Consider the following 21,002-nt stretch of genomic DNA (forward strand, 5'->3'; position numbering starts at 1 on the left):
CGGGGCTAGACCCGCTCGACGATGGTGGCGATGCCCATGCCGCCGCCGATGCAGAGGGTGACGAGGCCCGTGCTCAGATCGCGGGCCTCGAGCTCGTCGAGGAGCGTGCTCATGAGCATGGCCCCGGTGGCCCCCAGCGGATGCCCCAGCGCGATCGCACCGCCGTTGACGTTGACCTTGTCGTGCGGGACGCCGAGCTCCTGCATGAAGGCCAGGGGCACGGCGGCGAACGCCTCGTTGACCTCGAACAGATCGATGTCGCCCACCTCCATGCCGGCCTTCTTGAGCGCGCGCTGGGTGGCGGGCATGGGTCCGGCGAGCATGAGGATGGGGTCGGTGCCGACCACCGACACCGCGCGCACCATGGCGCGGGGGCGCAGGCCCAGGGCCTGGCCCTTGTCCCTGGTGGCCACGATCTGCGCCGCGGCACCGTCGACGATGCCCGAGGAGTTGCCGGCGTGGTGGATGTGCTCGATGCGCTCGACCTGCGGGTAGCGTCCGCGGGTGAGGGCGTCGAGCCCGAACTGGCGGCCCATCATCTCGAACGAGGGCGAGAGCTTGGCCAGGCCCTCGAGCGTGCTGTCGGGGCGCGGGTACTCGTCGCGGGCGAGGATGGTCAGGCCGTTCTCGTCGACCACGGGCACGATGCTGCGATCGAAGCGGTGGTGCTCGATGGCGTCGACGGCTCGCCGCTGGCTCTCGAGGGCGAAGCGATCGACGTCGTCGCGCGTGATGCCGCGCAGCGTGGCCAGCAGATCGGCGCTGACGCCCTGCGGGACCGAGCCCACCTCCCACTGGATGCGGGGGTCCCAGATCGCGCCGCCGTCGCTGCCCATCTTCACGCGCGACATGCTCTCGACGCCGCCGGCGACCACGAGGTCGTAGTAGCCCGAGGCGACCATCGCAGCGGCGTCGTTGATGGCCTGCAGGCCCGAGCCGCAGAATCGGTTGAGCGTGACGCCGGGGGCGTCGATGTCGTAGCCGGCCGCGAGCGCGGCAAAGCGCGCGATGCAGGCGCCCTGATCGCCGGCCTGGGTCACGCAGCCGACGACCACGTCGTCGACCTCGGCGGTGGGCAGCGCATTGCGATCGCGCAGCGCGGCGAGCGATTGCGCGAGCAGATCGACGGGGCGAACGGTGTACAGGCTGCCGGTCTCCTTGCCCCGGCCTCGCGGGGTGCGGACGGCATCGAACAGATAGGCGATGGGCACGGCGGGCTCCTCCTTTGGGTGCCCCACGATACTAGCAAGGAGGGAGGCCGTTCCGCCGGCCTCCCCCGTCGCGGGGGATTCCACGTCACGGCGAGGGTCGTCTATAACCGCCGCATGCTCACGTTCGTCCGCCGTCGTCGCGTCGTCCTGCCTGCCTGGCTGCCGGGCTGGCTGCCCGTAGGTCTGGGCGCCGCCCTGGCCCTGGCCGGCACCGGGGCGGGGTGCGGCAAGCAGACCCAGCCGGTGACCGCGCCGGATGCGGGAGGAGGGGGCACGGCGGTGGTGGCGGCGCCGGAGCTCGCCCCGATCGAGCATCCCTCGCAGATGATGCCGCGCGACACCTCGGTGCTGGTGGTGGGCAGCAGCGTCACCCGTGCGGCGGAGGTGTTCGAGCGCGACCGCTTGGTGAAGGCGTTCGGGCCCCAGTACACGTCGATCCGATCGATCATCACGAGCACGCTGGGCTACGATCTGCTCGACCCCGGGCAGTGGCGCGAGGCCGGGCTCGATCCCGACGGCGCGGCCGGCTTGGCCGTGTCCGATCTGGCGAGCGGGCGCGTGGTGCTGTTCGCGACCATCGCCAATCGCACCAAGGTGGTCGAGCTGGTGCGACGGGTCGCGGGCAAGGCCCAGGTGGAGATCGTCGAGCAGTCGTATGGCCCCAGCGCGTCGGTGCTGCGGGCCAAGGGGGAGGGCGGCGGGGCGGTGGTGCTGCGCGACCAGTGGGTGGCGCTGGTGCTCGACGATGGCGATCCGAAGGTCGACCTGGCCGAGCGCCTGGTGACGATGGATCCCAACGTCTCGCTCGCGGCACAGGTGGGCTACCGCAAGGCCACCGGCGGCATGCGGGCGGCCGACCTCTCGGTGTACTTCGATCTGGCCGGCATGGTGGCTCGAGCCCACGCGGAGGCCCGGATCCACGCGTCCAAGCCCGACACGAGCTGGGCGGAGGAGGAGCTGGCGCGGGCCAAGGAGGAGGGGACGCCCGAGCAGGTGGCCGCGCTCGAGCGCCAGGTGCAGGAGCAGGAGCAGTGGCAGGAGCGATGGGAGCGACGTCAGGAGGGCGAGCGTGCGCTCGGAGAGCTGCTGGTCTCGGGCATCGAGGGCGTGGGCTTCTCCACCACCGTCAAGCGCAGCGGTCCGGTGTTCGACGGGCGCGTGGTCGCCGGACCCGAGGCGTTCCTGCGGCGGTTGATGATCAATCGCGAGGGCTCGCCCGTGCTGCCCACGGCCATGAACGGGGCCCCGCTGTGGTGCGGGTCGGGCCGCATGGACCCGAAGGCGGCGTTCGAGCTGCTCGAGGCGATGGCCGAGTCCGACGGCAAGGACTACGCGGAGCTGCTCGCCGAGGCCAAGGCCGAGCTGGGGATCGACCTGAAGGCCGACCTCGAGCCGGTGTTCGAGGGACACGCCGAGCTCTGCATGACGGTCGACGGCTCGCTCGAGGAGCTGATGGGGGTGGAGGCCAAGGAGAGGCTCGGGATGGGCGCGTTCGTGCAGGTGACCGATCAGGCCAAGGCCAAGTACCTGGTGGCCAAGATGGCCAATTCGGGCAGCGCGCTGGGCAAGCGCATGCGCAAGCAGGGCGAGGGCTACGTGGTCGATGCGCCCGACTGGCGGCCGGTGCACGTGCAGCCGGTGGGCAGCCGCATCGTGGTGAGCACCGATCCCGAGCTGGGCAAGCGCATCGCCGCGGGCGATCCGGGCTCGATGCCCAGCAAGATCCGCCCGCCGGGGGCTCGCGGGGCGCTCGATCTGGGCGGCACCGCGGCCACCCAGGCGTTCGATCTCTCGACGGGCATGCTGTTCCTCATGGTGGGGCGCTCGGGGTCGATGGACCCCGTGGTGCTCGCGCCGGGCCTGACGCCCGAGGAGATGGAGAAGGTGCCGATGTCGGCCGCGACCAAGAAGGCCCGCAAGGCGCTCGACAAGGCCCAGGCCGACGTCGACCGGCTCGAGCGCAAGCGCAACGAGGCCCAGATGAAGCAGGCGCTGGCGATGACCGATGGCCTGGGGATGCTGATCGGCGCGCTGACGGAGGACGATCGCGGGTTCGTGCTCTCGGGCGGCCAGTTCCTGCGCGCGCCGAGCCTCGGCGCGGTGATCGAGACGCTGGTGACGGGGGTGATGAGCGAGGGGCCCGGGCTCGACCCGGCCGACGCCAAGGCGCTCGACGAGGCGTGGGAGCGCCACATGAAGGCCTCGCAGGCGTACAGCGAGGCACGCATGGCCGACGCGGAGAAGTGGAAGAAGAAGCGCGGGCGCTGATCAGCGCTCGCGCGGGGGCGGTGTCGGGCAGACCCACCGCCCCCGTCGAACCTCGAGCAGCGAGGCCTCGGCGAACAGCGCGTGCTCGTCGGGGGTGCAGGCGGCGGGCACCAGGGCCAGCGGGCTACGCCAGCCGGCCATGGATTCCGCGGCCGCGATCACCCCTTCGCGGGTGGGGTGGGGACCGGCGCGGCGCAGCACCTCCACCGTGGCCTCGGCCAGCACCTGGCCTCCCACGCTGGTGCCGGTGACGGCCACCTGGGGGGCGCGTCGCTGGATCAGGGCCGCATGCTCGCGAATGGCTGGATCGTCGTGCCCCTCGGGCAGCCGCAGCCAGTGGCACGAGACCAGTCCCTCGGCGTCGGGTCCGAGGGCGTCGACGAGCCCGTCGGTGAACACGGTGGACCAGCGTGGGCGAGGGCCCAGCCCACCGTGCAGTCCATGGGCATGCGTGATCGCGTCGGCGACCTGCGACGGCGTGGCCATGCACAGCAAGGCCCGGGTCCCCGCGGCCATGGCTCGCTCCACATCGGCGTGCAGCGAGCCCGACAGCTCGTGCCGCAGCTCGAGCCACGCCGGGGTCCCCCCGTAGGCCGCGCGGAGCCCCTCGAGCAGCTCGTCGCCCACCGCCGAGCGCTGGACCAGCACGGCGACCCTCGAGACCGGCCATGCTCGCAGGTGCTGCACCAGGCATGCGGCCATGCGGGCGTAGGAGACGTTGCCCGGGAACAGGGTGGTGCGCCGTGGCTCGCCGATTTGGCGCGATCCACTGATGACCCACAGGTCGGGGACGCCCAGCGCCTGCAGCTCGTCGGCCACCGTGGCGTGGGTGGGCGTGCCGCTGCCCAGCACGATCGCCAGCACCCCCACCTCGTGCACGAGCGTGCGCACGGCCTGCTGGGCACGCTCGGGCTCGTAGCGATCGTCGCGCAGCTCGAGTCGGATCCTGCGCCCATGCACGCCGCCGTGGGCGTTGACCTCGTGGAACACCGCCTGGGCGGCCACGGCGACCTGGCCGTAGGCCGCCAGCGGCCCGGACAGCGAGGTGTGCGTGCCGAGGACGAGCTCGTCGTCACTCACCCCCGGCACGCTCGCCATCGCTCGGTTCCTTGGGCCGGATCTAGCCGGGCAGGTGCACGACCTCGAGCTTGATGCCGTCGGGGTCGCTGAAGAACATCGCGTAGTACCCGGGTGCATACGGGTACTCGGCCGGCGCGTCGAGGATGGTCACGCCATCGGCCACGAGCCTCTGATGCAGAGCGTCGATCTGCTCGCGCGACTCGAGCGCGAAGGCGACGTGGTGCAGGCCCACGCGGTAGCGATCGAAGGCACTGCCGCGGTGCTCGGGTGCGGCCTCCCACACGCCGAACATCACGCCGGCGCCGGCGAACAGCATCATGCGGCAGCCTTCGTGCTTGTGCGGGGCTCCGGTGGCCTCGAACGCCGGGCCGGCGCCCAGGGCCTCGAACAGCTTGGTGTAGAACGCTCGGGAGCGCTCGAAGTCGTTGACCGTGATCGATACGTGGTGAATTGCGCGAGCCGCCATCTTGGTCTTCCTTGGTCGCATCTCGCCACGACCGCATCGTCGAGAGGGGCCTTGCGAGACGCGCTCGAATGGTACTGGGTAGGGTCACATGCGATCAACGCGAACTCGGACATCGGCCCGGATCCGCGGCGGTCGACGTTCTCGTATGCTCGGGGCTCCCGGCTCGCCGGGAGCGAGCGATGGCCGAGGACGCGGTGTGGAATTTCGCCTACGGCTCGAACCTCCACCCCGAGGTTCGTGAGCGCCGTCGCGGCCTGCTGCCCTCGGCGGTCGTGCCCGCGGTGCTGTCCGACTGGCGGCTCTCGTTCGAACTCCCCGGGCTGCCGCTCGTCGAGCCGGCGATGGCGAGCATCGTGCCCGCGCCCGGTCACGAGGTCCATGGCCTGCTGCTGCGCTTCTCCCCCGAGCAGCTCGCGACGCTCGAGCGCAGCGAGGGCGGCGGTCTCTTCTACGAGACGGTGCAGGTGCACGCGCGGTCCTACGCAGGCGAACGAATCCGCGCGGTCGCCTTCAAGGCGCGGCCCGAGCTGGTGGTCGCCGAGCGGCCGCCGTCGCGTCGCTACCTCGCGCTCATTCGCGAGGGCGCGCGCCGCAGCGGCTTGCACTCCGACTACTGCCGCAAGCTCGACGCGCTCCCCCATGCGCCCGCCCACGCGATCGCGGGGCACCTGGGCACGCTGGTGCTCGATGGGATGGCAGCGGTGAGCCGCACGCGCTGGCACGCGCTGGGCTTTCGCTACCTGGCGTGGGCCCAGCGGATGGAGGTCAGGGGCGGTGCGATGTCGACCGTGCCGGGCCAAGGCCTGGTGCTCGCGCCGCTGCTGGTGCTCGGGCTGGTCGCGCGTGCGCGCGCGTCGTCGAGCCCTTCGAGTGATCGATGAGTCGGTGGGCATGGGTCGTGGAGCATCGCGCTCGACGTCGATCGCGATGATGGTTTGACACGGGTCTGATGCCCCGTTACTACGAATGGACCCGTGGTGGTTGGAGCGGTCGGTGCGACATCGACCGTCGCTGCGTCGATCGGACGACCAGCCCCGCGACGAAGGGACGTGGTGAGGGTGGTCGAGAGGGCCCACGAGTCGCTATGGGTGGACGGGCGCTTCGTACCCACGGCCGAGGCGGCGGTGGGGCTGTTCACCCACTCGCTGCACTACGGCACCGCCGTGTTCGACGGCTGCCGGTTTCGTCGGGCCGCGTCGGGCCGGATCGTCGCCTTTCGACTGTTCGAGCACATCGGGCGCTTCGTGGCCGGGGCGCGCACGATGTTCATGGCGCTGCCCTACGACCGCGACGCGCTGGGTGCCGCGTGCGTGGCCACCATCGCCCGCAGCGGCGTCGACGAGGGCTACCTGCGCATGCTGGCCTGGTATGGCGACGACGCGATCGGCATCGGTGCGCACAACCGAGCCCATGTGGCGCTGTTGTCGTGGGATCCGCCCCCGGCCGCCCGCGAGCCCGTGCGCCTGCGGGTCGCGGGCTTCGGGCACGACGCGCGCTGGCTGCCCGGGGTCAAGCTGGCTGGTCAGTACGCGCGCTCGTTCCTGGCGCGGGGCGAGGCCGAGCGCACCGGCTGTGACGATGCGCTGTTCCTGGGTCCGGATGGCACGGTGGCCGAGGCGACGGGCGCCAACGTGATGGTGGTGCAGCGCGGGCACCTGCGCACGCCGCCGCCGTCGGCCCCGATCCTGCGGGGGATCACGCGCGATACCGTGCTGACGCTGGCTCGCGAGCACGGGCACCCGTCGTCCGAGGTGTCGCTGCGTCGCGACGATCTGCTCGAGGCCGACGAGATCCTGCTGACCAACAGCTCGCTGGGCATCACGCCCGTGGGGGCATTCGAGGGGCGAACGCTCGATGCGCCGGGGCCGATGACGCGCGCGCTCGTGCGAGCCTACCGAGACGTCGTGTGCGGTGACGACCCTCGTCACCTCGACTGGCTCACGGAGATCCCATGACCACCGAGCCCGGGCACTCGCGCGCGCTGGTCGATCGAGCGACCGAGGCGATCGGCGCGGCGCTGCGGGCCGGGGCGTCCGTGGACGCGGTGGCGAGCGGGGCACGAGAGCTGGCCGCGCTGGCCGAGCACGCCACGCCCGACGATGCGGTCGCCCATGCGGGCTACCACGGGCTGCTCTACGAGCTGCACGAGCGCCACGATCCTGCCACGTATGCCGTGCGCCGCTTCCTGTGTCAGCCGGCCTACGAGGTGGAGGAGGCGCGGATCCTCCGCGCGCGGGCCCATGATCCGAGCTTCGACGTGCCCGAGGCGACGAGCGCGGCGCTGCGCGAGCGCCTCGTCGCCGCGCAGGAGCGCCGCTCGGGTCTGCGGCACCCGATGTCGGCCCACCTGTTCGAGGGGCGGCCGTCGCATCGCGACGTGCTCGTGTACCTCGAGCACCACTGGTTTCGCTCGCGCGGGTTCCACCGCGAGCTCACCGAGCTGTCGCTGAGCCTGCCGCCGGCCGAGGCGTGCCGCGTGGTGGCCAACCTCCACGAGGAGCTCGGCGAGGGCCGCCCCGGGCGGGCGCATCCCGAGCTGCTGCAGCGCCTGCTGCGGCACATGGGCGTTCCCTGCGAGCACGAGCACCGGCCTGCGTGGCCCGAGGCGTGGGCGTACCTCAACAACCGCGTACGCTGTGCCCGCAGCCGCGAGCCGGCGTGGGCGCTGGCGGTGGTGTTCTCGCTGGAGCACGGCACCCCGGCCACGCACGGCAGCATCCACGCGCTCTTGCAGCGCATGGGGATGCCCGAGCCGCTGCTCGAGTTCCATCGCATCCACATGCTCGGCGACGCGGCCCACGCCGAGGCGTTCATGCAGCAGATCGAGCGGCTGGTGGTCACGCGCCACGCTCGTCACGTGCTGCTGTGCTCGCTCGATCACCACCGCGCGCTGGGCCTGCGCTACTTCGATCGGATCTGGCGCGAGATCCAACGACAGGAGGCTCCATGACCGTGTCCGCCCGTGGCGAGCCGTTGCTGCTCGAGCTGCTCGATGGGTTCTTGCAGACCAAGGTGCTGATCACCGCCTACCAGCTCGATCTGTTCACGATGGTGGCGCGCGCGCCTCGATCCCCGGCCGAGCTGCGAGCGGCGCTGGGCTGGCCCGAGCGCTCGACCACCATCCTCGTCGACGCCTGCGTGGCGCTGGGGCTGCTGGAGCTCGAGGGCGAGGCCTTGCGGGTGCCCGACGAGCTCGCGCCGTTCCTCGTGCGCACGCCCGATCGCCCGTTTCGTACCACGACCTACTTGCTCGACTACTACGCCGAGGTCTACCGGGCGCTCGACGACATGGCCGAGCTGGTGCGCAGCGACGGGGCCTCGTCGAGCTTTGGCCTGCGCGACTACTTCAAGGACGACGTGGCGCAGGTCGAGGCCGAGGTGGCCCGCGAGTACTCGCGCTACATGGACCAGACGATCGCCCCGATTGCCAAGGTGGTGCTCGAGACCTACGACTTCGGCCAGCATCGCTCGCTGCTCGATCTCTGCGGCGGCACCGGCACGTTCTGCGCGGCGATCGTGGAGGCGACCCCCGGGCTGCGGGGGGCGTTCCTCGACGTGCCGGCGTGCGTGGAGCTGGGGCGGCAGCAGCTCGCGCAGCGGCCCGCGGTGGCCGGGCGGATCACTCCGATCGCCGGCGATGCGTTCACCACCCCGCTGCCCGAGGGCCTCGACGTGGTGACGATCTGCCGGGCGGCGATGGACTGGGGGGACGAGCGCATCGAGCCGCTCTATCGCCGGGTGCGGCAGGCCCTGCCGCCGGGGGGGCGGCTGGTGGTGGTGGAGCGCATGCTGCCCGACCGGCCGTGCCCCGAGGCGCGCTCGCTCTACCTACGCTCGGTGTACTTCCTGGCCAAGTCTCGCAGCACCCGCTATCGCACGCCGGCCGGGCACGTGGCGCTGCTGCAGCGCGCCGGGTTCTCGTCGGTGGAGGTGCGGGAGCCCCCGCGAGCTCCCTACGCGGTGTTCCAGTCGATGAAGGTGGTGGTGGCGCGGGCCTAGCCCGCGCGCGCGCTCGAAGGGGGAGGTGCGTGGGTGGACGATCCTAGCCTCACGGTGCCCAGGTCGTGGCGCGACCTGATCGACGAACGCCACGGGGCCGACCAGAGCCTGCTGCTGCGCTACTGGAAGGCGCTCGAGGTGGTCGGCCTTCGGCCCGCGCCGTCGCTCGAGTCGCTGCAGGCGGTGAGCCGGGGCGAGGGCGCGCGGGTGCTGCCGCTGCCGCCGTACTGCGACGTGGAGCTGTCGGTGAGCGACGAGACCAGCCTGATGTCGAGCGGCACCTACAAGGCCCTCGACGCGTGCCTGACCGTGGCCATGGTCGAGCGCCAGGGGACTGGTCGCGTGGTGACCTCGTCGGGGGGCAACCTCGGTCACGCGCTGGCCCGCTACTGCCACGCGCGAGGGATCGAGACGTTCTGCTTCCAGCCCCGCAGCACCGGCTACAAGCTCGACGCGAGCACGCTTGCGTTCCCCGGGGTGCACGTGGCGAGCGCAGACCTGCCCGAGCCCGAGATCAAGGCGCTGGCACGGGGCTTCGCCGAGCGCTTCGGCCTCTTGCACGTGCCGGCGCTGCCGTGGCGGCTGGCGGCCTCGGCCGCCCGCGCGATGTTCCTGCTCGAGGCGGTGCAGAGCGGGCCTGCCCCCGTCGAGTGGATCGCCCAGGCGATGTGCGCCGGCTACGGCCCGGTGGGGATCTACGATTGCTTCGCCGCGCTGGTGGATGGGGGCCTGTTGGCGGCCGAGCGCGTGCCCAAGCTGCTGGGGATCCAGCAGCAGGCCAACGCGCCGATGGTGCGGGCATGGAGCGAGGGATCGCGGGAGATCGGCCAGCGCCACCGGCGGCCACGCCCTGCGGCCTACCTCGAGCCCGGGCTCTACAACACCGATCCCGGGGCCAACTACACGCGGCTGCACGCTCACCTCGAGCGCTTCGGCGGCGCGCTGGTGGGCGTGGATGGCCGGGACTACGAGCGTCACGCCGAGCGCGTGGTGCAGTGGCTCGCCGACGCCGGGGTGGTGCTCACGCGGCGGCCGGAGAGCGACGAGGTGCTCGAGAAGGCGGGGCTGCTGGCCGCGGTGGGCTTGCTCGAGGCGATCGAGCGCGGCCACGTGGCTCCGGGGGCGCGGGCGCTGTCGCTGCTGACCGGCGGGGTGCGGGCATCGGTGCCGAGCGTCCCCGCGGCTCGTCCGCGCCCGCCGATCGAGGTCGACGGCTCGCTGGGACTCGACGCATGGGTGGAGGAACTCGGGCGGCGCTGGTCGCTGCCGAGTCCTTGAGGGAAGCGGCTCACGGGCGGGTGCCGTGGATCAGCGTGAACGGACCATCGGCGGGCGCGAAGCCCACGTGCTGGAATCCCGCGCGACGCAGCGCCTCGCACAGCTCCTGGGCGTGCCAGGGCCGTGACCAGCCCCACTGGTGCTTGTCGTCGTGCGGGTCCGAGGGGGGGCTCTTGGCCAGCACGTGGCAGTCCTTGCCCATCCAGTGCGCGACCACCAGGGCCACCGCGCGGTCGTGGGCGGGATCGCCGGTCATCGCGTAGTCGACCGCGGCCAGCACCCCGCCGCCGACCAGGCCCTCGTATGCGCGCTGCAGCCACGCGTCCACGCCGTCGCGGGGCACCCCGCTGAGCAGCCGGTTGAAGGTGACCAGATCGAGCCCGGGGGGCAGCGGGTCGAGCAGGGCGTTGGTGCCGAGCAGCTCGACCTCGACGCCCTCGGCGCGCAGCGCCTGCTCGGTGCGGCGACGATAGTCGTCGTGGGCCAGGTTGGCCTCGACCGCGCACACGTGCAGCGAGGGGAAGCACTTGGCCAGCAGCGCGGCGAACCCGGCCGGCCCCGCACCCACGTCGCAGACGCGACGGTGACCGCAGAGCGTGCGACGCAGGTGCGCGCGCAGCAGCAGGTAGGACGAGTCCCAGAAGTACGCGCGACGGCTCTCGTTGTAGGCTTGGCGCGCGGCAAAGTAGCCGTCGTGCTCCTCGCGAGGGCGACCGGTCGACCACATGGATCGTCGCGAGCGGCGGGTGCTCACCAGGGCGCGCCCGATTGCGGCCGCGGCGGGCAGGTAGCTGGCGTAGTGCTCCACGTGCCCGAGCAGCCGCAGGCGTGAGCCGGAGGCGAGGAACGTGGCCGAGAGCGCGGTGGCGTGGACCCGTCCGTCGAGCACCGTGAGCAGGCCCAGCCCCGCGCCGAGCTCGAGCGCCATCTCCAGGCTCACCGCGGCGCGCTCGTGTCGGTCGGTCTGCGGCTCGGGATCGCGGTCGCCGAGGGCGGCGAGGCTCGTGCCTCCGTCGGCGACGGCCTGCTCGATGATTCCCAGCTCCACCAGCCGCACGATCACCGCGAGCGAGGCCGGGTTGAGCGTCAGCGCGATGAACTCGTGCAGCAGCTCCGGGGGCAGCGCCTGCAGCTCGTCGAGCGTGGGGAGCATCGGACCGCAGCGTAGCCGTGATCGTCGCGCGATCGGGCGCGTCGGCGCACGAGAGGTGATCAGATCGTCGCGGGTCGATCGATCAATCGCTCGACCCGCGCGACGCCGCTCTCCGTGTCATTCTCGACCGCGGCGAACGCGGTGTGCATGCGCTCCACGGCGGCGTCGAGCTCACCGCGGAGCGCGACGTCGACCGCTTCCTCGAGGACCAGCTCGGACTCGGACTCGGACTCGACCGCGACCACGCTCGCGATCCCGTGGTGTCGGGCTCGCGCGGCGTTCCCCGGCGGATCGTAGCCCTCGCGGCTGGGCAGCAGCACCATCGGCACGCGAAACCACACGCACTCCTTGATGGTCCCCAGGCCGCCCACCGACAGCATCGCGCGAGCGCGGCGGAGCACGGCGTGCTGCGGTGCCGAGGCCACCACGCGTACGCTGGCGGGGGCCTTGGCGGCATACTCCGGCTGCCACGCCGCGCCCGTGGCCAGCAGCACGCGCAGCTCGGGGCGCCGTTGGGCGAGCGCGAGCACCTCGTCGTAGAGCCGGCGATACCCCGGTCGCCACTGCACCTGGGTTCCGAACGCACCGTAGAGCAGGGGGTGATCTCCCAGCCATGCGAGCGTGGCGTCGTCGAGCGCCTCGGTGCGCGGGGCGAGGCTGGGCACGTCGTACTCGCAGCGGCTGGGCAGGGTCCGCGGGAATTCGAATGCGCGCGGGCAGAGCACGAGCATCGGCAAGGCGGGAAAGTCGGGGGCGATGGCTCCGTTCCAGGTGATCAGCGCGCGAGGGAAGGCGTGCGCATCGATCATGCGCTCCACGTAGGCGAGGTACTCGTCGTGCTCGGCCCGTGCGCGCCGCCGTGCGCCGAGCCGCGCCCAGGCCTCGTCGGCCGCCCGCCGTGCGGCCTCGCCCGTGCCCCACGGCAGCGCGCTGGTCAGCGGCGGCACGCCGGGCTCACGTCCCTGGTACACCGAGGTCGACAGCTGAGCCACCGCCACGCCGGCCCGCCGCGCGGCCAGCGGGATCGACACGTCGAATGCGTCGCCGAGCACCAGATCGGGCTGCGCCGCGCGGTAGGTCCGGACCAGGCCGCCCGCGAGCAACCACTCGATGCGTCGCTGGTTTCGAGCCTCGAAGTCGGTGCGTCGCTGGTCGGCCGACATCCGCTCCCATGCCGTCTCCGTGCCCCGGGGGTACACGTCGCCGAGGTACTCGCAGACGCCGAGCCCACGCGCGCGCGCCCACTCCACCCACGACGGGGTCAGCAGGAACGCGACCTCGTGCCCGGCTCGCACCAGCGCATGGGCCAGCGGGATCGTGGGCAGCAGGTGCCCGTGCTCGCGCAGCATGTGGATCAGGATGCGAGCCATCGGGGGCGCTCATGTCGGCTCGGTTGGTCGCGTGGATTCCATGGAGCGGCGCAGGGGCAGGACCAGCAGGCCGGCCGCGAGCGCGCACGCACTCGCGGCCGCGTAGATCGCCGCGTAGCTCGGCAGCCGGCCGAGCCCCAGCTCGGCGAGAAAGCCCGAGGCCGCCAGTGCTCCGGCCAGCAGTGCGCTGACCAGCCCGCGATCCTCCACGCGATCGTAGAACGTGGCGTAGAGCGCGGGCCACAGCAGCAGGTGCCCCAGGCCCGACACGAGCCCCAGGCCCCACAGCTGCACCGGGGTGCTCACCACGGCCAGGCCCGCGCCCAGTCCGGCGAGCAACAGGCCGCTCATCGCCACGATGAGCCCGCGACCGAGGCGGTCGATGCGATCGCCGACGAGCGCGCGGCCGAGCGCGATCACCACGAAGTAGGCGCCGAAGAACGGCGTGATCGCCCCCAGCTCGCGGCTGACCGCCAGCGCGCCGAGGAACGACTCCTGCGCGGCGAAGTTGGTGCCCAGGAGCACGAACACCAGCAGCAGCAGGGCGATCCGGGGACGCGCGAGGGTGAGCACGAACGTGCGCAGCGACGCGCGGGCGGGAGCGGCGGGGGGGTGGGGGACCGGCAGCAGCAGGCGCAGGCCGGCGTGGGCCAGGGCGCCGAGCGCCAGCCAGCGGGTCATGGTCGAGAAGCCGTGGTGCAGCACGAGCTGCTCGGCCAGGGTGGACCCGAGCACGTTGCGGGCGAGGTTGACGAAGGCGAAGTAGTAGGCGAGCAGCTCGGCGCGGCGCCCCTGGGCGACGGTGGAGACGATCGTGCTCACCACCGCCACGTCGAGGGCGGCGGTGCCCGTGCTCATCAACGCCACCGCGCTCGCGAGCGCACCCGCGGAGGGATCGCCACGGCTGGCGAGGCCGAGGCCGGCCCCTTGCAGCAGTGCGCCCACCACCATCACGAGGCGAGGGCGGCGTGCGGTCAGGATGCCCGCCAGGGGCAGGGCGACCACGCCACCCAGAGTGGAGAGCGCCATCACGTCGCCGATGACCGCGGGGGAGGCCCCTTGCGCCTGGAGGTGCCCGGGCACGAAGCGCAGGGCCATCGAGCACATGGGTCCGAGGCTCGCGGCCAGGAAGAAGGATGTGAAGCCCGGATCGCGCCAGGGAAGCGAGCGTAGCCCCATGTCCAACCCCCTCAGACCGAGGGAGACCGCGGGCCGCCGGGGCCGACCGGCCAGGCTCGCCGATCTCGTGATGGAGCGTACCCCCAACGCCGCGGGGTGGCGAGCCCTCGTCGCAGGAATTTCGCGGTGCGATGGGCGCTCGGAGGCGAACGGATCGGTTACCCTCCCCGGGTGGTGCACGAGCGTGATCGACCTTCCGGTCGCGGCTCGGTGAGCGTGCAGAGCATGCTCTTGCAGCCGGGAGTCGTGCTCCCCGGCGGCTACGAGATCCTCGAGAAGATCGGGGCCGGCGGCATGGGCGAGGTGTTGCTCGCACGCTCGCAGTCCACCGGAGCCAAGGTCGCGGTCAAGGTGCTGAACGGTCGCTCCGATGCGGAGCCCGAGCGCTTCGATCGAGAGGTCCGCGCGGCGGCCCGCATCCGACACCCCAACGTGGTCGAGTTCCTCGACGTGGGGCGGACGAAGGCGGGGATGTCGTTCTACGTGATGGAGTACCTCGACGGCGAGAGCCTCGCCGCGACGGTGGCGCGCGAAGGTGCGCTGCCGCCCCAACGCGCCTGCGCACTCACCATTCAGATCCTGCAAGCGCTCGAGGCGGCCCACCAGCGTGGGGTGATCCATCGCGACCTCAAGCCCAGCAACTGTCTGCGGCTCGGCACGCCGGGCAGCGAGACCATCAAGCTGCTCGACTTCGGCATCGCCAAGGTGTCGGGCGAGGACTCGCCGGAGACCAACCTCACCCGCACGGGCTCGGTGCTCGGCACGCCCAGCTACATGTCGCCCGAGCAGGCGGTGGGAGGCCAGGTCGATCCGCGGGCCGACATCTACTCGGCCGGCGTGATCCTGTTCGAGCTGCTCACGGGTCAGGTGCCGTTCACGTCGTCGAGCCCCATGGGAGTGCTGTCGCGGCACATCAACGAGGAGCCGCCGCGACCGCGACAGCTCGCGCCCGAGGCCGACATCAGCCCCGAGCTCGAGCGCATCGTGCTCAGGGCGCTGGCCAAGCGCCCCGCAGATCGCTTCGAGCGCGCGGCGGAGCTCGCCGAGGCCCTGCAGGACGTGCTGAGCCAGGCCCGTCGCCACGAGCTTCCCGCGGGCACCTTTCGTCGCCCCGAGCGGCTCTACGGTCGTGGCCCCGAGCGCACGGCCCTACTCGAGGCGTTCGCCAAGGCGGTGGCCGGCGGCCGCGCGTGCGTGCTGCTGACGGGCGAGGCCGGCGTGGGCAAGTCGGCCGTGGTCGCCGATGTGATCGGCTCGCGCGCGCGGGTGGCCTACGCCAAGTTCGATCAGCACGATCCCGACGCACGCGCGACGGCGCTGCTGGGCGTGTTTCGACAGCTCGCCGCGCGGGTGGTGACCCACGATCGCGAGGTCGTGATGGCGCTGCGCCAGGACTTCGAGGCCGAGCTGGGTCTGGGTCTTCGCGTGCTGGTCGAGCTGGTCCCGGAGCTGCGGGCGGTGGTGGGGCCCCAGCCCGCGCCCGCTCCGGTGGGGCCCACGGCGTCACGCAATCGCCTGCACGCGGCGCTATTGCGGGCGCTGCGGGTGTTCGCTCGGCTCGAGCGACCGCTGGTGCTGTTCCTCGACGATCTGCAGTGGGCCAACCCGGCCTCGGTGGAGCTGCTGGCCGCGGCTGCAGGGGAGCCGGACCTGGAGCACCTGATGGTGGTGGCCACGGTTCGCGACGACGCCGTCGATCCGGCGAGCGGCCTGGGGCTCGCGCTGCACGAGCTGCAGCGCGCACCGGCGGTGGAGACGGTGCCCGTGGGTCCGCTGCACCTCGAGGACGTGGCCACGCTGGTGGCCGACACGCTGGGGACGAGCCCCGGCGAGGTCGAGGGCCTGGCCCGCGAGATCCTGCGCCGCACCGAGGGCAACCCGCTGTTCGTGCACAAGCTGCTGCGGGAGGCGCACGACGCCGAGATCCTGGCCTACGACGGGCAGGCGCAGTGCTGGCGATGGCGCTCCGAGGGGCTCGGCGACGATCGCTACGCGGACGTGTCCGAGCTCATCGGCAGCCAGCTCGATCGGCTGCCCGAGGCCACGCGAGCGCTGCTGGCCGTGGCCGCGTGCGTGGGGCCGGAGCTCGAGCCCGCGCTGCTGACGGCCGTCCTGGAGGTGGAGCTCGCGACGCTCGAGGAGCGGCTGCGACCCGCGGTCGCGCTCGAGCTGGTCGAGCCGCACTCCGGGCTCGGCGGTCGTTCCGACGGGCGCCATCGCTTCGTGCACGACCGCATCCGCCATGCGGCGCTCTCGCGGGCCGACCCCGCGGCGCTGCCCGGGCTGCACCTTCGCATCGGTCGCTGGCTGGCCGCCCAGGGCACGGGGGCCGCGTCGTCGTCCGCGGTGGTGCACATGATCCGCGGGATCCCGCTCGTCCACGACGAGCACGAGCGTCGCTCGCTCGCTCGCCAGTGCCTCGAGGCCGGACGCCGGGCTCGCAGCACCACCGACTACGAGGGCGCGCGCCGCTTCCTCGACGCGGGGGTCTCGCTGATCGACGCGGCGTGCTGGCACGACGACCACCCGCTGGCGTTCGCGCTGCACCTCGAGCAAGCCGAGCATGCCTATCTCGCGGGCGACTTCGACGCGGCGGATGCGTGCTACCGGGCGCTCGCATCCCGCGTGGTCGCGCCGGTGGAGGCCCTCGAGCTCGAGATCCAGCGGGTCACGCTCGACCTCAGCCGCGGCGCGCCGCAGCAGAGCATCGCGATCGGGCTGCGGGCGCTGGCGCGTCACGGGCTGGAGGTGCCGGCCTCGCCGCGCGAGCGCGCCGAGGCGTGCGAGCGCACCCTGGAGCGGATCCTGCGGGCGCTCGAGGGGCGCTCGATCGCCGAGCTCGTCGACGAGCCGCCGTGCGACGACCCGGTCAGTCGCGCACTGCTGCGGCTGCTCACCGAGCTCATCGCGCCGGCGCACCTGACCGAGAACGAGCTGGCCGATCTGCTGATCTGCACGCTGGTGGAGCTGTCGCTCTCGCGCGGGAGCTCGGAGGCCTCGGCCTACGGCTACGTGCTGTTCGCGTTCTTCCTGGCCACGCGACGCCCCGACCCCACGGCGCACGCGTTCGGCCAGCTGGCCCTCGCGCTCAACGAGCGCCTGGGCGATCCCAGCCAGGACAGCCGCCTGCACTTCGTGTTCGGCTCGATCCTGCACTGCTTCGAGCCCCTGAGCGCGGCGCTGCGGCACTTCGAGCGCGCGCTGGTGGTGGGCCTCGAGTCGGGCGACCACGTGTTCGCCTCGTATGCATGCAGTCACACCCTGATCGCGCTCATCGGGCTCGGGGTCCCGCTGCCCGACGTGCGCGAGCGGGCGCGCCAGTACCTGCAGGTGACGGGGCGGACGCGCGTGGCCTCGTCGACCGCCGTGGTCAAGCTGGCGCTGCGGGTGGTGGCGTGCCTGCAGGGCGAGACCGAGGGCCCGGCCTCGCTGTCCGATGCGAGCTTCGACGAGGCCGCGTTCGTCGAGGAGATCGAGGGCGCCAGCCTGGGGTTTTCGTGCCTGTGGTACGACGTGATCAAGCTCCAGCTCCTCACCCTCGAAGGGGACCTCGAGGGCGCCACCCAGGCCCTCGAGCGAGCCGAGCGCCGCCGGACCAACAGCGCGTGGTTCCTGTCGACCGAGCTGTCGTTCTATCGCTGCATGCTGCTCGCGGCGCGAGCACGGGCGGAGGCCGACTCGTCCGAGCCGCCCGGGCGGCCCCAGCAGGTGGACGCGCTGCGGGAGGCGCTGCGGCCGATCCAGCGCCTCGCCGAGCTGTGCCCGCAGGGCTACGTGCACAAGGAGCTGCTGGTGCGGGCCGAACTCGCCGCGCTCGAGGGTCGGCCCGACGAGGCGCTGCGGCTGTACGACCACGCGGTGGTGAGGGCACGGGCCGACGGCTTCACCTCGACCGAGGCGCTCGCGGCCGAGCGCGCGGCGGCATGCTGCCAGGGGCTGGGGTACGACGGGATGACGGGCATGTTCGCGGGCCTGGCCGAGGCCGCCTACCTGCGATGGGGCGCGGTCGGCCGGGCGGGCGCGGTGCGGGCCCGCTACCTCGGCCACATCGAGGGCTCGGGCTGGCCCCGGGCCGAGCAAGGGCCCGCGGAGGCTCGCGAGGAGGCCGCGGGATCCCCGGTCGGGGCCGATCTGTTCGCGCGAGCGATCGCGCTGTCGCGGATGCTCGCCGACGAGGACGACGTCGACCGGCTCGCGCATCGCTTGCTCGAGCACGTGGTCAAGGCCACCAAGACCGATCGAGGCATGCTGGCCATCGAGCGCGGCGGCATGATCCGCATCGAGGCGAGCTACGCGTCCGGCGACTCGGATCGCTCGCACTGCACGCCGTGGCCGCTCGACGCCAGCGGTGATGCACCGATGCTGCCGCTCAAGCGCGCGTTCTGGACCGGTGAGATGCTGCTGGTCGACGACATCGTCGACAACGCGCGCTTCGCCAACGACACCTATCTGCAGCGGCATCGCCCGCGCTCGATCCTGTGCCTGCCGCTGCGAGCCCACGGCCGCCGCTTCGGGCTGCTCTACCTCGAGAGCCGCGACAGCTATGCCCACTTCACCCCGGGCCTGCTGGATCTGCTGCTCATGGTGACCACGCAGCTCGCGGTGTCCCTGCGTGCGACGCGTCCCGACAGCAGCGGGCGCTCGTCCAAGCACATCCTTCCCGACGACGCGACCCGGGCCGACGCGTGAGCATGGGGGCGAAGATCTCGACGCTCGCGATCCCCAGCGGGGGGCGCCCCGGCCTCGCGATCTCGACCTTGCACGGCTACCTCGAGGCGTTCGAGGCGTTCGGGCGACGGGTCGAGGTGGTGCTGGTCGACACGTCGGCGGACCCCGACGATCGCCGGGCGTATCGCGAGGGGCTGCGGGCGCTTCGCCGGCGCACCACGGCCCGCCTGCGCTACCTGGGCCCGGAGCAGTGGGAGGCGCTGGCCGCCCGGGTGGAGCGGGCCGGGCTCGATCCCGAGCTCGTGCGGTTCGCGGGCAGCGATCCCATGGGAACGGGGCAGGCCTACGGGGCGGCCCGCAACCGCGTGCTGCTCGACACGCTGGGCCAGCTGGTGCTCTCGGTCGACGACGACGTGCGGTGCTCGATCGCTGCGGCGCCGCACCAGCGTCCGGGCCTCGCGTTGTTCACCGGTCATGGGCCCGGCTACGACAACTACGATCCCCACGACTACTGGTTCTTCGACGATCGGGCGCAGGTGCTCGCCAGCCAGCCCGCGGTCGCGATCGATCTGCTGGGGTTGCACGAGCGCCAGCTGGGCCGCCGGGTGGACGAGATCCTCGCGCAGTTCGAGCCCGAGGCGATCGACGACACCGAGCTGCGCGATCCGGCGCTGCGCCAGCACATCGCGGCGGGGCGGGCCCACGTGCCGATCACCTTCCTCGGCCTGCGCGGCGACGCGGGGATGTACGCGCCCACCTGGCACCTGCTCAAGACCGGGGCGAGCCGGCAGCGCCTGGTGGCCACCGAGGACGGCTATCGCCGTGCCCTGGCCTCGCGTGAGCTCCTGCGCTGCGTCCCGTGCCCGACGCTGACCGATGGGCGCTGGTATCAGGGCACCATGATCGGCCTGGACAACCGCCGATTGCTGCCGCCCACGATCCCGGTGATGCGCTACGAGGACGGCGTGTTCCGCATCGTCGTGCACCGCTGCCTGCCCGATGCCATGTGCGCGCACCTCCCCTGGACGGCGCTGCACGACCGCCCGGGGGCGACGCCGTGGGCCGAGGGGAGCGTGTGGAAGACGGCGGCCTGGACCCGCATGGGCGAGCTGCTGGTGCGGCTCTTGCTGCGGGCCCCGGCGTCCGAGGTCTTGGGCGATCGGGCCGCACGAATGCGGGCGCTGGGCCAGCACCTGGTGTCGCTGGGCGAGCTGCCCGTGGCGGCGCTGTTCGATGTGATCGAGGCCGAGACGCGCACGCAGAAGCAGCGCTACGCCGATCACCTGCAGCAGCTGCTGCGGCGCCACGACGGACGGCCCCGGTGGTGGGCCGACGACGTGCGCCGACACCTGCAGCTGCTGCGGCGCTCGCTGGAGAGCGACGCGCTCTGTGTGCCCCTCGAGCTGCGCGAGCGTCACTCCCTGCCCCGGGCGCGGCAGCTCGTGCGCACGATCGTGGCCCGCTACGGCCGGCTGCTGCGGGCCTGGCCGGAGCTGGTCGAGGCCGTGCGAGACGGGCAGCGACCGAGCGTGGCCGTCGAGCACCTCGACGGGTGAGCGCCTACGAGTTCCCGGTGACCGTCAGCGTCCACTCCTGCGGCGGCGCGCACAGGTCGTCCTTGGCGCGGATCTCCACCGCGATCCATGCGCTGTCGTCGAGGCCGTTGGGCACCAGGCCCTCGCCCCACTGCATGGAGACCGCGTCCTGGGTGCCCGCGCTGGTCGACTGCATGAGGAAGCCGTTGCAGCCGGTCGCACCGCCCTCGACCCCGCGATACACGTAGAGATCGAAGTTGGCTCCGGCGGGGCTGACCAGGGTGGCGGTGAACGAGAGCGGCGCGCCGACCAGCGAGTCGTCGTCCTCGGTGACGTGGAAGCGCAGCCAGGTGGGATCGGTGCCGCTCTCGCCCACGCTCGGCGAGCCGGAGTCGCCGCTGACCGCCCCGATCGACATGGCGGCCTGGCAGGTTCCGGCGGCCATGCAGTTGCCCATGGGCGGAGGCGGGCCGTCGTCGCCGCTGGTGTCGCTGGGGCCGGTGGTCTCCTCGAAGCCGGTGGTGGTCTCGTCCCACGGCGGCCCGGTGATGTCGACCGAGCCGGTGTCGGGATCGGGCGGCGGTGGATCGTCGTCGTCCGCGGGCTCGTCGTCGCCCACGCTCTCGTCATTGGCGGCGCTGCCGGGGCCGCTGTGGGGCGCTGGTCCGAAGGTGGTGGTCTCGGGTCCCTCGACCCCGCTGGCACAGCCGCAGAGCACCGCGACGAGGAGCACCCACGAGGAGCTCCATCGAAGGCTCGAGTCGCGCTCGTGCATCACCGCACCCGAGCATACCG

At 72.5% G+C, this 21,002-nt stretch carries 15 protein-coding genes; 8 read left to right on the forward strand and 7 right to left on the reverse strand.

Going from position 1 to position 21,002, the window contains the following annotated elements; all coding sequences use genetic code 11:
• Window positions 1-5: 5 nt before the first annotated feature.
• Window positions 6-1,295, reverse strand: a complete 1,290-nt coding sequence (locus tag OEB96_RS20850) for an acetyl-CoA C-acetyltransferase (protein ID WP_323137418.1) — start codon at window positions 1,293-1,295, stop codon at window positions 6-8.
• Between the two features lie 30 nt (window positions 1,296-1,325).
• Here OEB96_RS20850 and OEB96_RS20855 point away from each other — a divergent pair, with 30 nt between their 5' ends.
• Window positions 1,326-3,479, forward strand: a complete 2,154-nt coding sequence (locus OEB96_RS20855) for a hypothetical protein (RefSeq protein WP_266218136.1) — start codon at window positions 1,326-1,328, stop codon at window positions 3,477-3,479.
• Here OEB96_RS20855 and OEB96_RS20860 read toward each other — a convergent pair whose 3' ends face one another.
• Together OEB96_RS20860 and OEB96_RS20865 are read right to left on the reverse strand one after the other, a co-directional pair.
• Complete coding sequence (locus tag OEB96_RS20860; protein ID WP_266218137.1) at window positions 3,480-4,577, reverse strand: ABC transporter substrate-binding protein; 1,098 nt, start codon at window positions 4,575-4,577, stop codon at window positions 3,480-3,482.
• A gap of 22 nt (window positions 4,578-4,599) precedes the next feature.
• Window positions 4,600-5,025 (reverse strand): VOC family protein, encoded by a 426-nt coding sequence (locus OEB96_RS20865; RefSeq protein ID WP_266218139.1) that lies wholly within the window; start codon window positions 5,023-5,025, stop codon window positions 4,600-4,602.
• A gap of 179 nt (window positions 5,026-5,204) precedes the next feature.
• Here OEB96_RS20865 and OEB96_RS20870 point away from each other — a divergent pair, with 179 nt between their 5' ends.
• The 5 genes from OEB96_RS20870 (at window position 5,205) to OEB96_RS20890 (ending at window position 10,302) form a co-directional block, all read left to right on the forward strand.
• The gene (locus OEB96_RS20870; RefSeq protein ID WP_266218140.1) at window positions 5,205-5,906 is read left to right on the forward strand and encodes a gamma-glutamylcyclotransferase family protein; all 702 of its coding nucleotides are present in this window, start codon (window positions 5,205-5,207) and stop codon (window positions 5,904-5,906) included.
• A 177-nt stretch (window positions 5,907-6,083) separates the two neighbouring features.
• On the forward strand, window positions 6,084-6,980 hold the full coding sequence (locus OEB96_RS20875) for an aminotransferase class IV (protein WP_266218141.1): 897 nt from the start codon (window positions 6,084-6,086) through the stop codon (window positions 6,978-6,980).
• The gene (locus OEB96_RS20880) at window positions 6,977-7,975 is read left to right on the forward strand and encodes an iron-containing redox enzyme family protein (RefSeq protein WP_266218142.1); all 999 of its coding nucleotides are present in this window, start codon (window positions 6,977-6,979) and stop codon (window positions 7,973-7,975) included. Before OEB96_RS20875 ends, OEB96_RS20880 begins: the two co-directional genes overlap by 4 nt.
• Window positions 7,972-9,024, forward strand: a complete 1,053-nt coding sequence (locus tag OEB96_RS20885; protein ID WP_266218144.1) for a methyltransferase — start codon at window positions 7,972-7,974, stop codon at window positions 9,022-9,024. The genes OEB96_RS20880 and OEB96_RS20885 overlap by 4 nt, the downstream gene beginning before the upstream one ends.
• 54 nt (window positions 9,025-9,078) lie before the next feature.
• Window positions 9,079-10,302, forward strand: coding sequence for a pyridoxal-phosphate dependent enzyme (locus OEB96_RS20890; protein ID WP_266218145.1), 1,224 nt, complete (start codon window positions 9,079-9,081; stop codon window positions 10,300-10,302).
• 10 nt (window positions 10,303-10,312) lie between these two features.
• Here the strand turns inward: OEB96_RS20890 and OEB96_RS20895 are convergent, their stop codons facing one another.
• The 3 genes from OEB96_RS20895 to OEB96_RS20905 are packed head-to-tail and all read right to left on the reverse strand — an operon-like array spanning window position 10,313 to window position 14,004.
• A complete protein-coding gene (locus tag OEB96_RS20895) occupies window positions 10,313-11,455 on the reverse strand; it encodes a class I SAM-dependent methyltransferase (protein WP_266218147.1) in 1,143 nt (380 codons plus the stop codon).
• A 59-nt stretch (window positions 11,456-11,514) separates the two neighbouring features.
• Window positions 11,515-12,825 carry a glycosyltransferase gene (locus tag OEB96_RS20900; RefSeq protein WP_266218148.1) on the reverse strand — a complete coding sequence of 437 codons (1,311 nt, stop codon included), beginning with the start codon at window positions 12,823-12,825 and terminating at the stop codon, window positions 11,515-11,517.
• Between the two features lie 9 nt (window positions 12,826-12,834).
• Window positions 12,835-14,004, reverse strand: coding sequence for an MFS transporter (locus OEB96_RS20905; RefSeq protein WP_266218149.1), 1,170 nt, complete (start codon window positions 14,002-14,004; stop codon window positions 12,835-12,837).
• A 174-nt stretch (window positions 14,005-14,178) separates the two neighbouring features.
• Between OEB96_RS20905 and OEB96_RS20910 the strand changes: the two genes are divergently transcribed.
• Window positions 14,179-18,693 (forward strand): protein kinase domain-containing protein, encoded by a 4,515-nt coding sequence (locus OEB96_RS20910; RefSeq protein ID WP_266218151.1) that lies wholly within the window; start codon window positions 14,179-14,181, stop codon window positions 18,691-18,693.
• Window positions 18,690-20,228, forward strand: a complete 1,539-nt coding sequence (locus OEB96_RS20915; protein WP_266218153.1) for a hypothetical protein — start codon at window positions 18,690-18,692, stop codon at window positions 20,226-20,228. The genes OEB96_RS20910 and OEB96_RS20915 overlap by 4 nt, the downstream gene beginning before the upstream one ends.
• A gap of 4 nt (window positions 20,229-20,232) precedes the next feature.
• Here OEB96_RS20915 and OEB96_RS20920 read toward each other — a convergent pair whose 3' ends face one another.
• Window positions 20,233-20,982, reverse strand: coding sequence for a hypothetical protein (locus tag OEB96_RS20920; protein ID WP_266218154.1), 750 nt, complete (start codon window positions 20,980-20,982; stop codon window positions 20,233-20,235).
• Window positions 20,983-21,002: the final 20 nt, after the last annotated feature.

Origin of the sequence: Paraliomyxa miuraensis (assembly GCF_026337845.1) — a bacterium.
GTDB classification, from domain to species: domain Bacteria; phylum Myxococcota_A; class Polyangia; order Nannocystales; family Nannocystaceae; genus Paraliomyxa; species Paraliomyxa miuraensis.

Excerpts from the sequence above, each read along its gene's own strand:
- OEB96_RS20870 (WP_266218140.1), top strand. The coding sequence starts at position 5,205 with ATGGCCGAGGACGCGGTGTGGAATTTCGCCTACGGCTCGAACCTCCAC.
- OEB96_RS20885 (WP_266218144.1), top strand. The coding sequence starts at position 7,972 with ATGACCGTGTCCGCCCGTGGCGAGCCGTTGCTGCTCGAGCTGCTCGAT.
- OEB96_RS20895 (WP_266218147.1), bottom strand. The coding sequence starts at position 11,455 with ATGCTCCCCACGCTCGACGAGCTGCAGGCGCTGCCCCCGGAGCTGCTG.
- OEB96_RS20905 (WP_266218149.1), bottom strand. The coding sequence starts at position 14,004 with ATGGGGCTACGCTCGCTTCCCTGGCGCGATCCGGGCTTCACATCCTTC.
- OEB96_RS20855 (WP_266218136.1), top strand. The coding sequence starts at position 1,326 with ATGCTCACGTTCGTCCGCCGTCGTCGCGTCGTCCTGCCTGCCTGGCTG.
- OEB96_RS20900 (WP_266218148.1), bottom strand. The coding sequence starts at position 12,825 with ATGGCTCGCATCCTGATCCACATGCTGCGCGAGCACGGGCACCTGCTG.
- OEB96_RS20880 (WP_266218142.1), top strand. The coding sequence starts at position 6,977 with ATGACCACCGAGCCCGGGCACTCGCGCGCGCTGGTCGATCGAGCGACC.
- OEB96_RS20920 (WP_266218154.1), bottom strand. The coding sequence starts at position 20,982 with ATGCACGAGCGCGACTCGAGCCTTCGATGGAGCTCCTCGTGGGTGCTC.
- OEB96_RS20865 (WP_266218139.1), bottom strand. The coding sequence starts at position 5,025 with ATGGCGGCTCGCGCAATTCACCACGTATCGATCACGGTCAACGACTTC.
- OEB96_RS20860 (WP_266218137.1), bottom strand. The coding sequence starts at position 4,577 with ATGGCGAGCGTGCCGGGGGTGAGTGACGACGAGCTCGTCCTCGGCACG.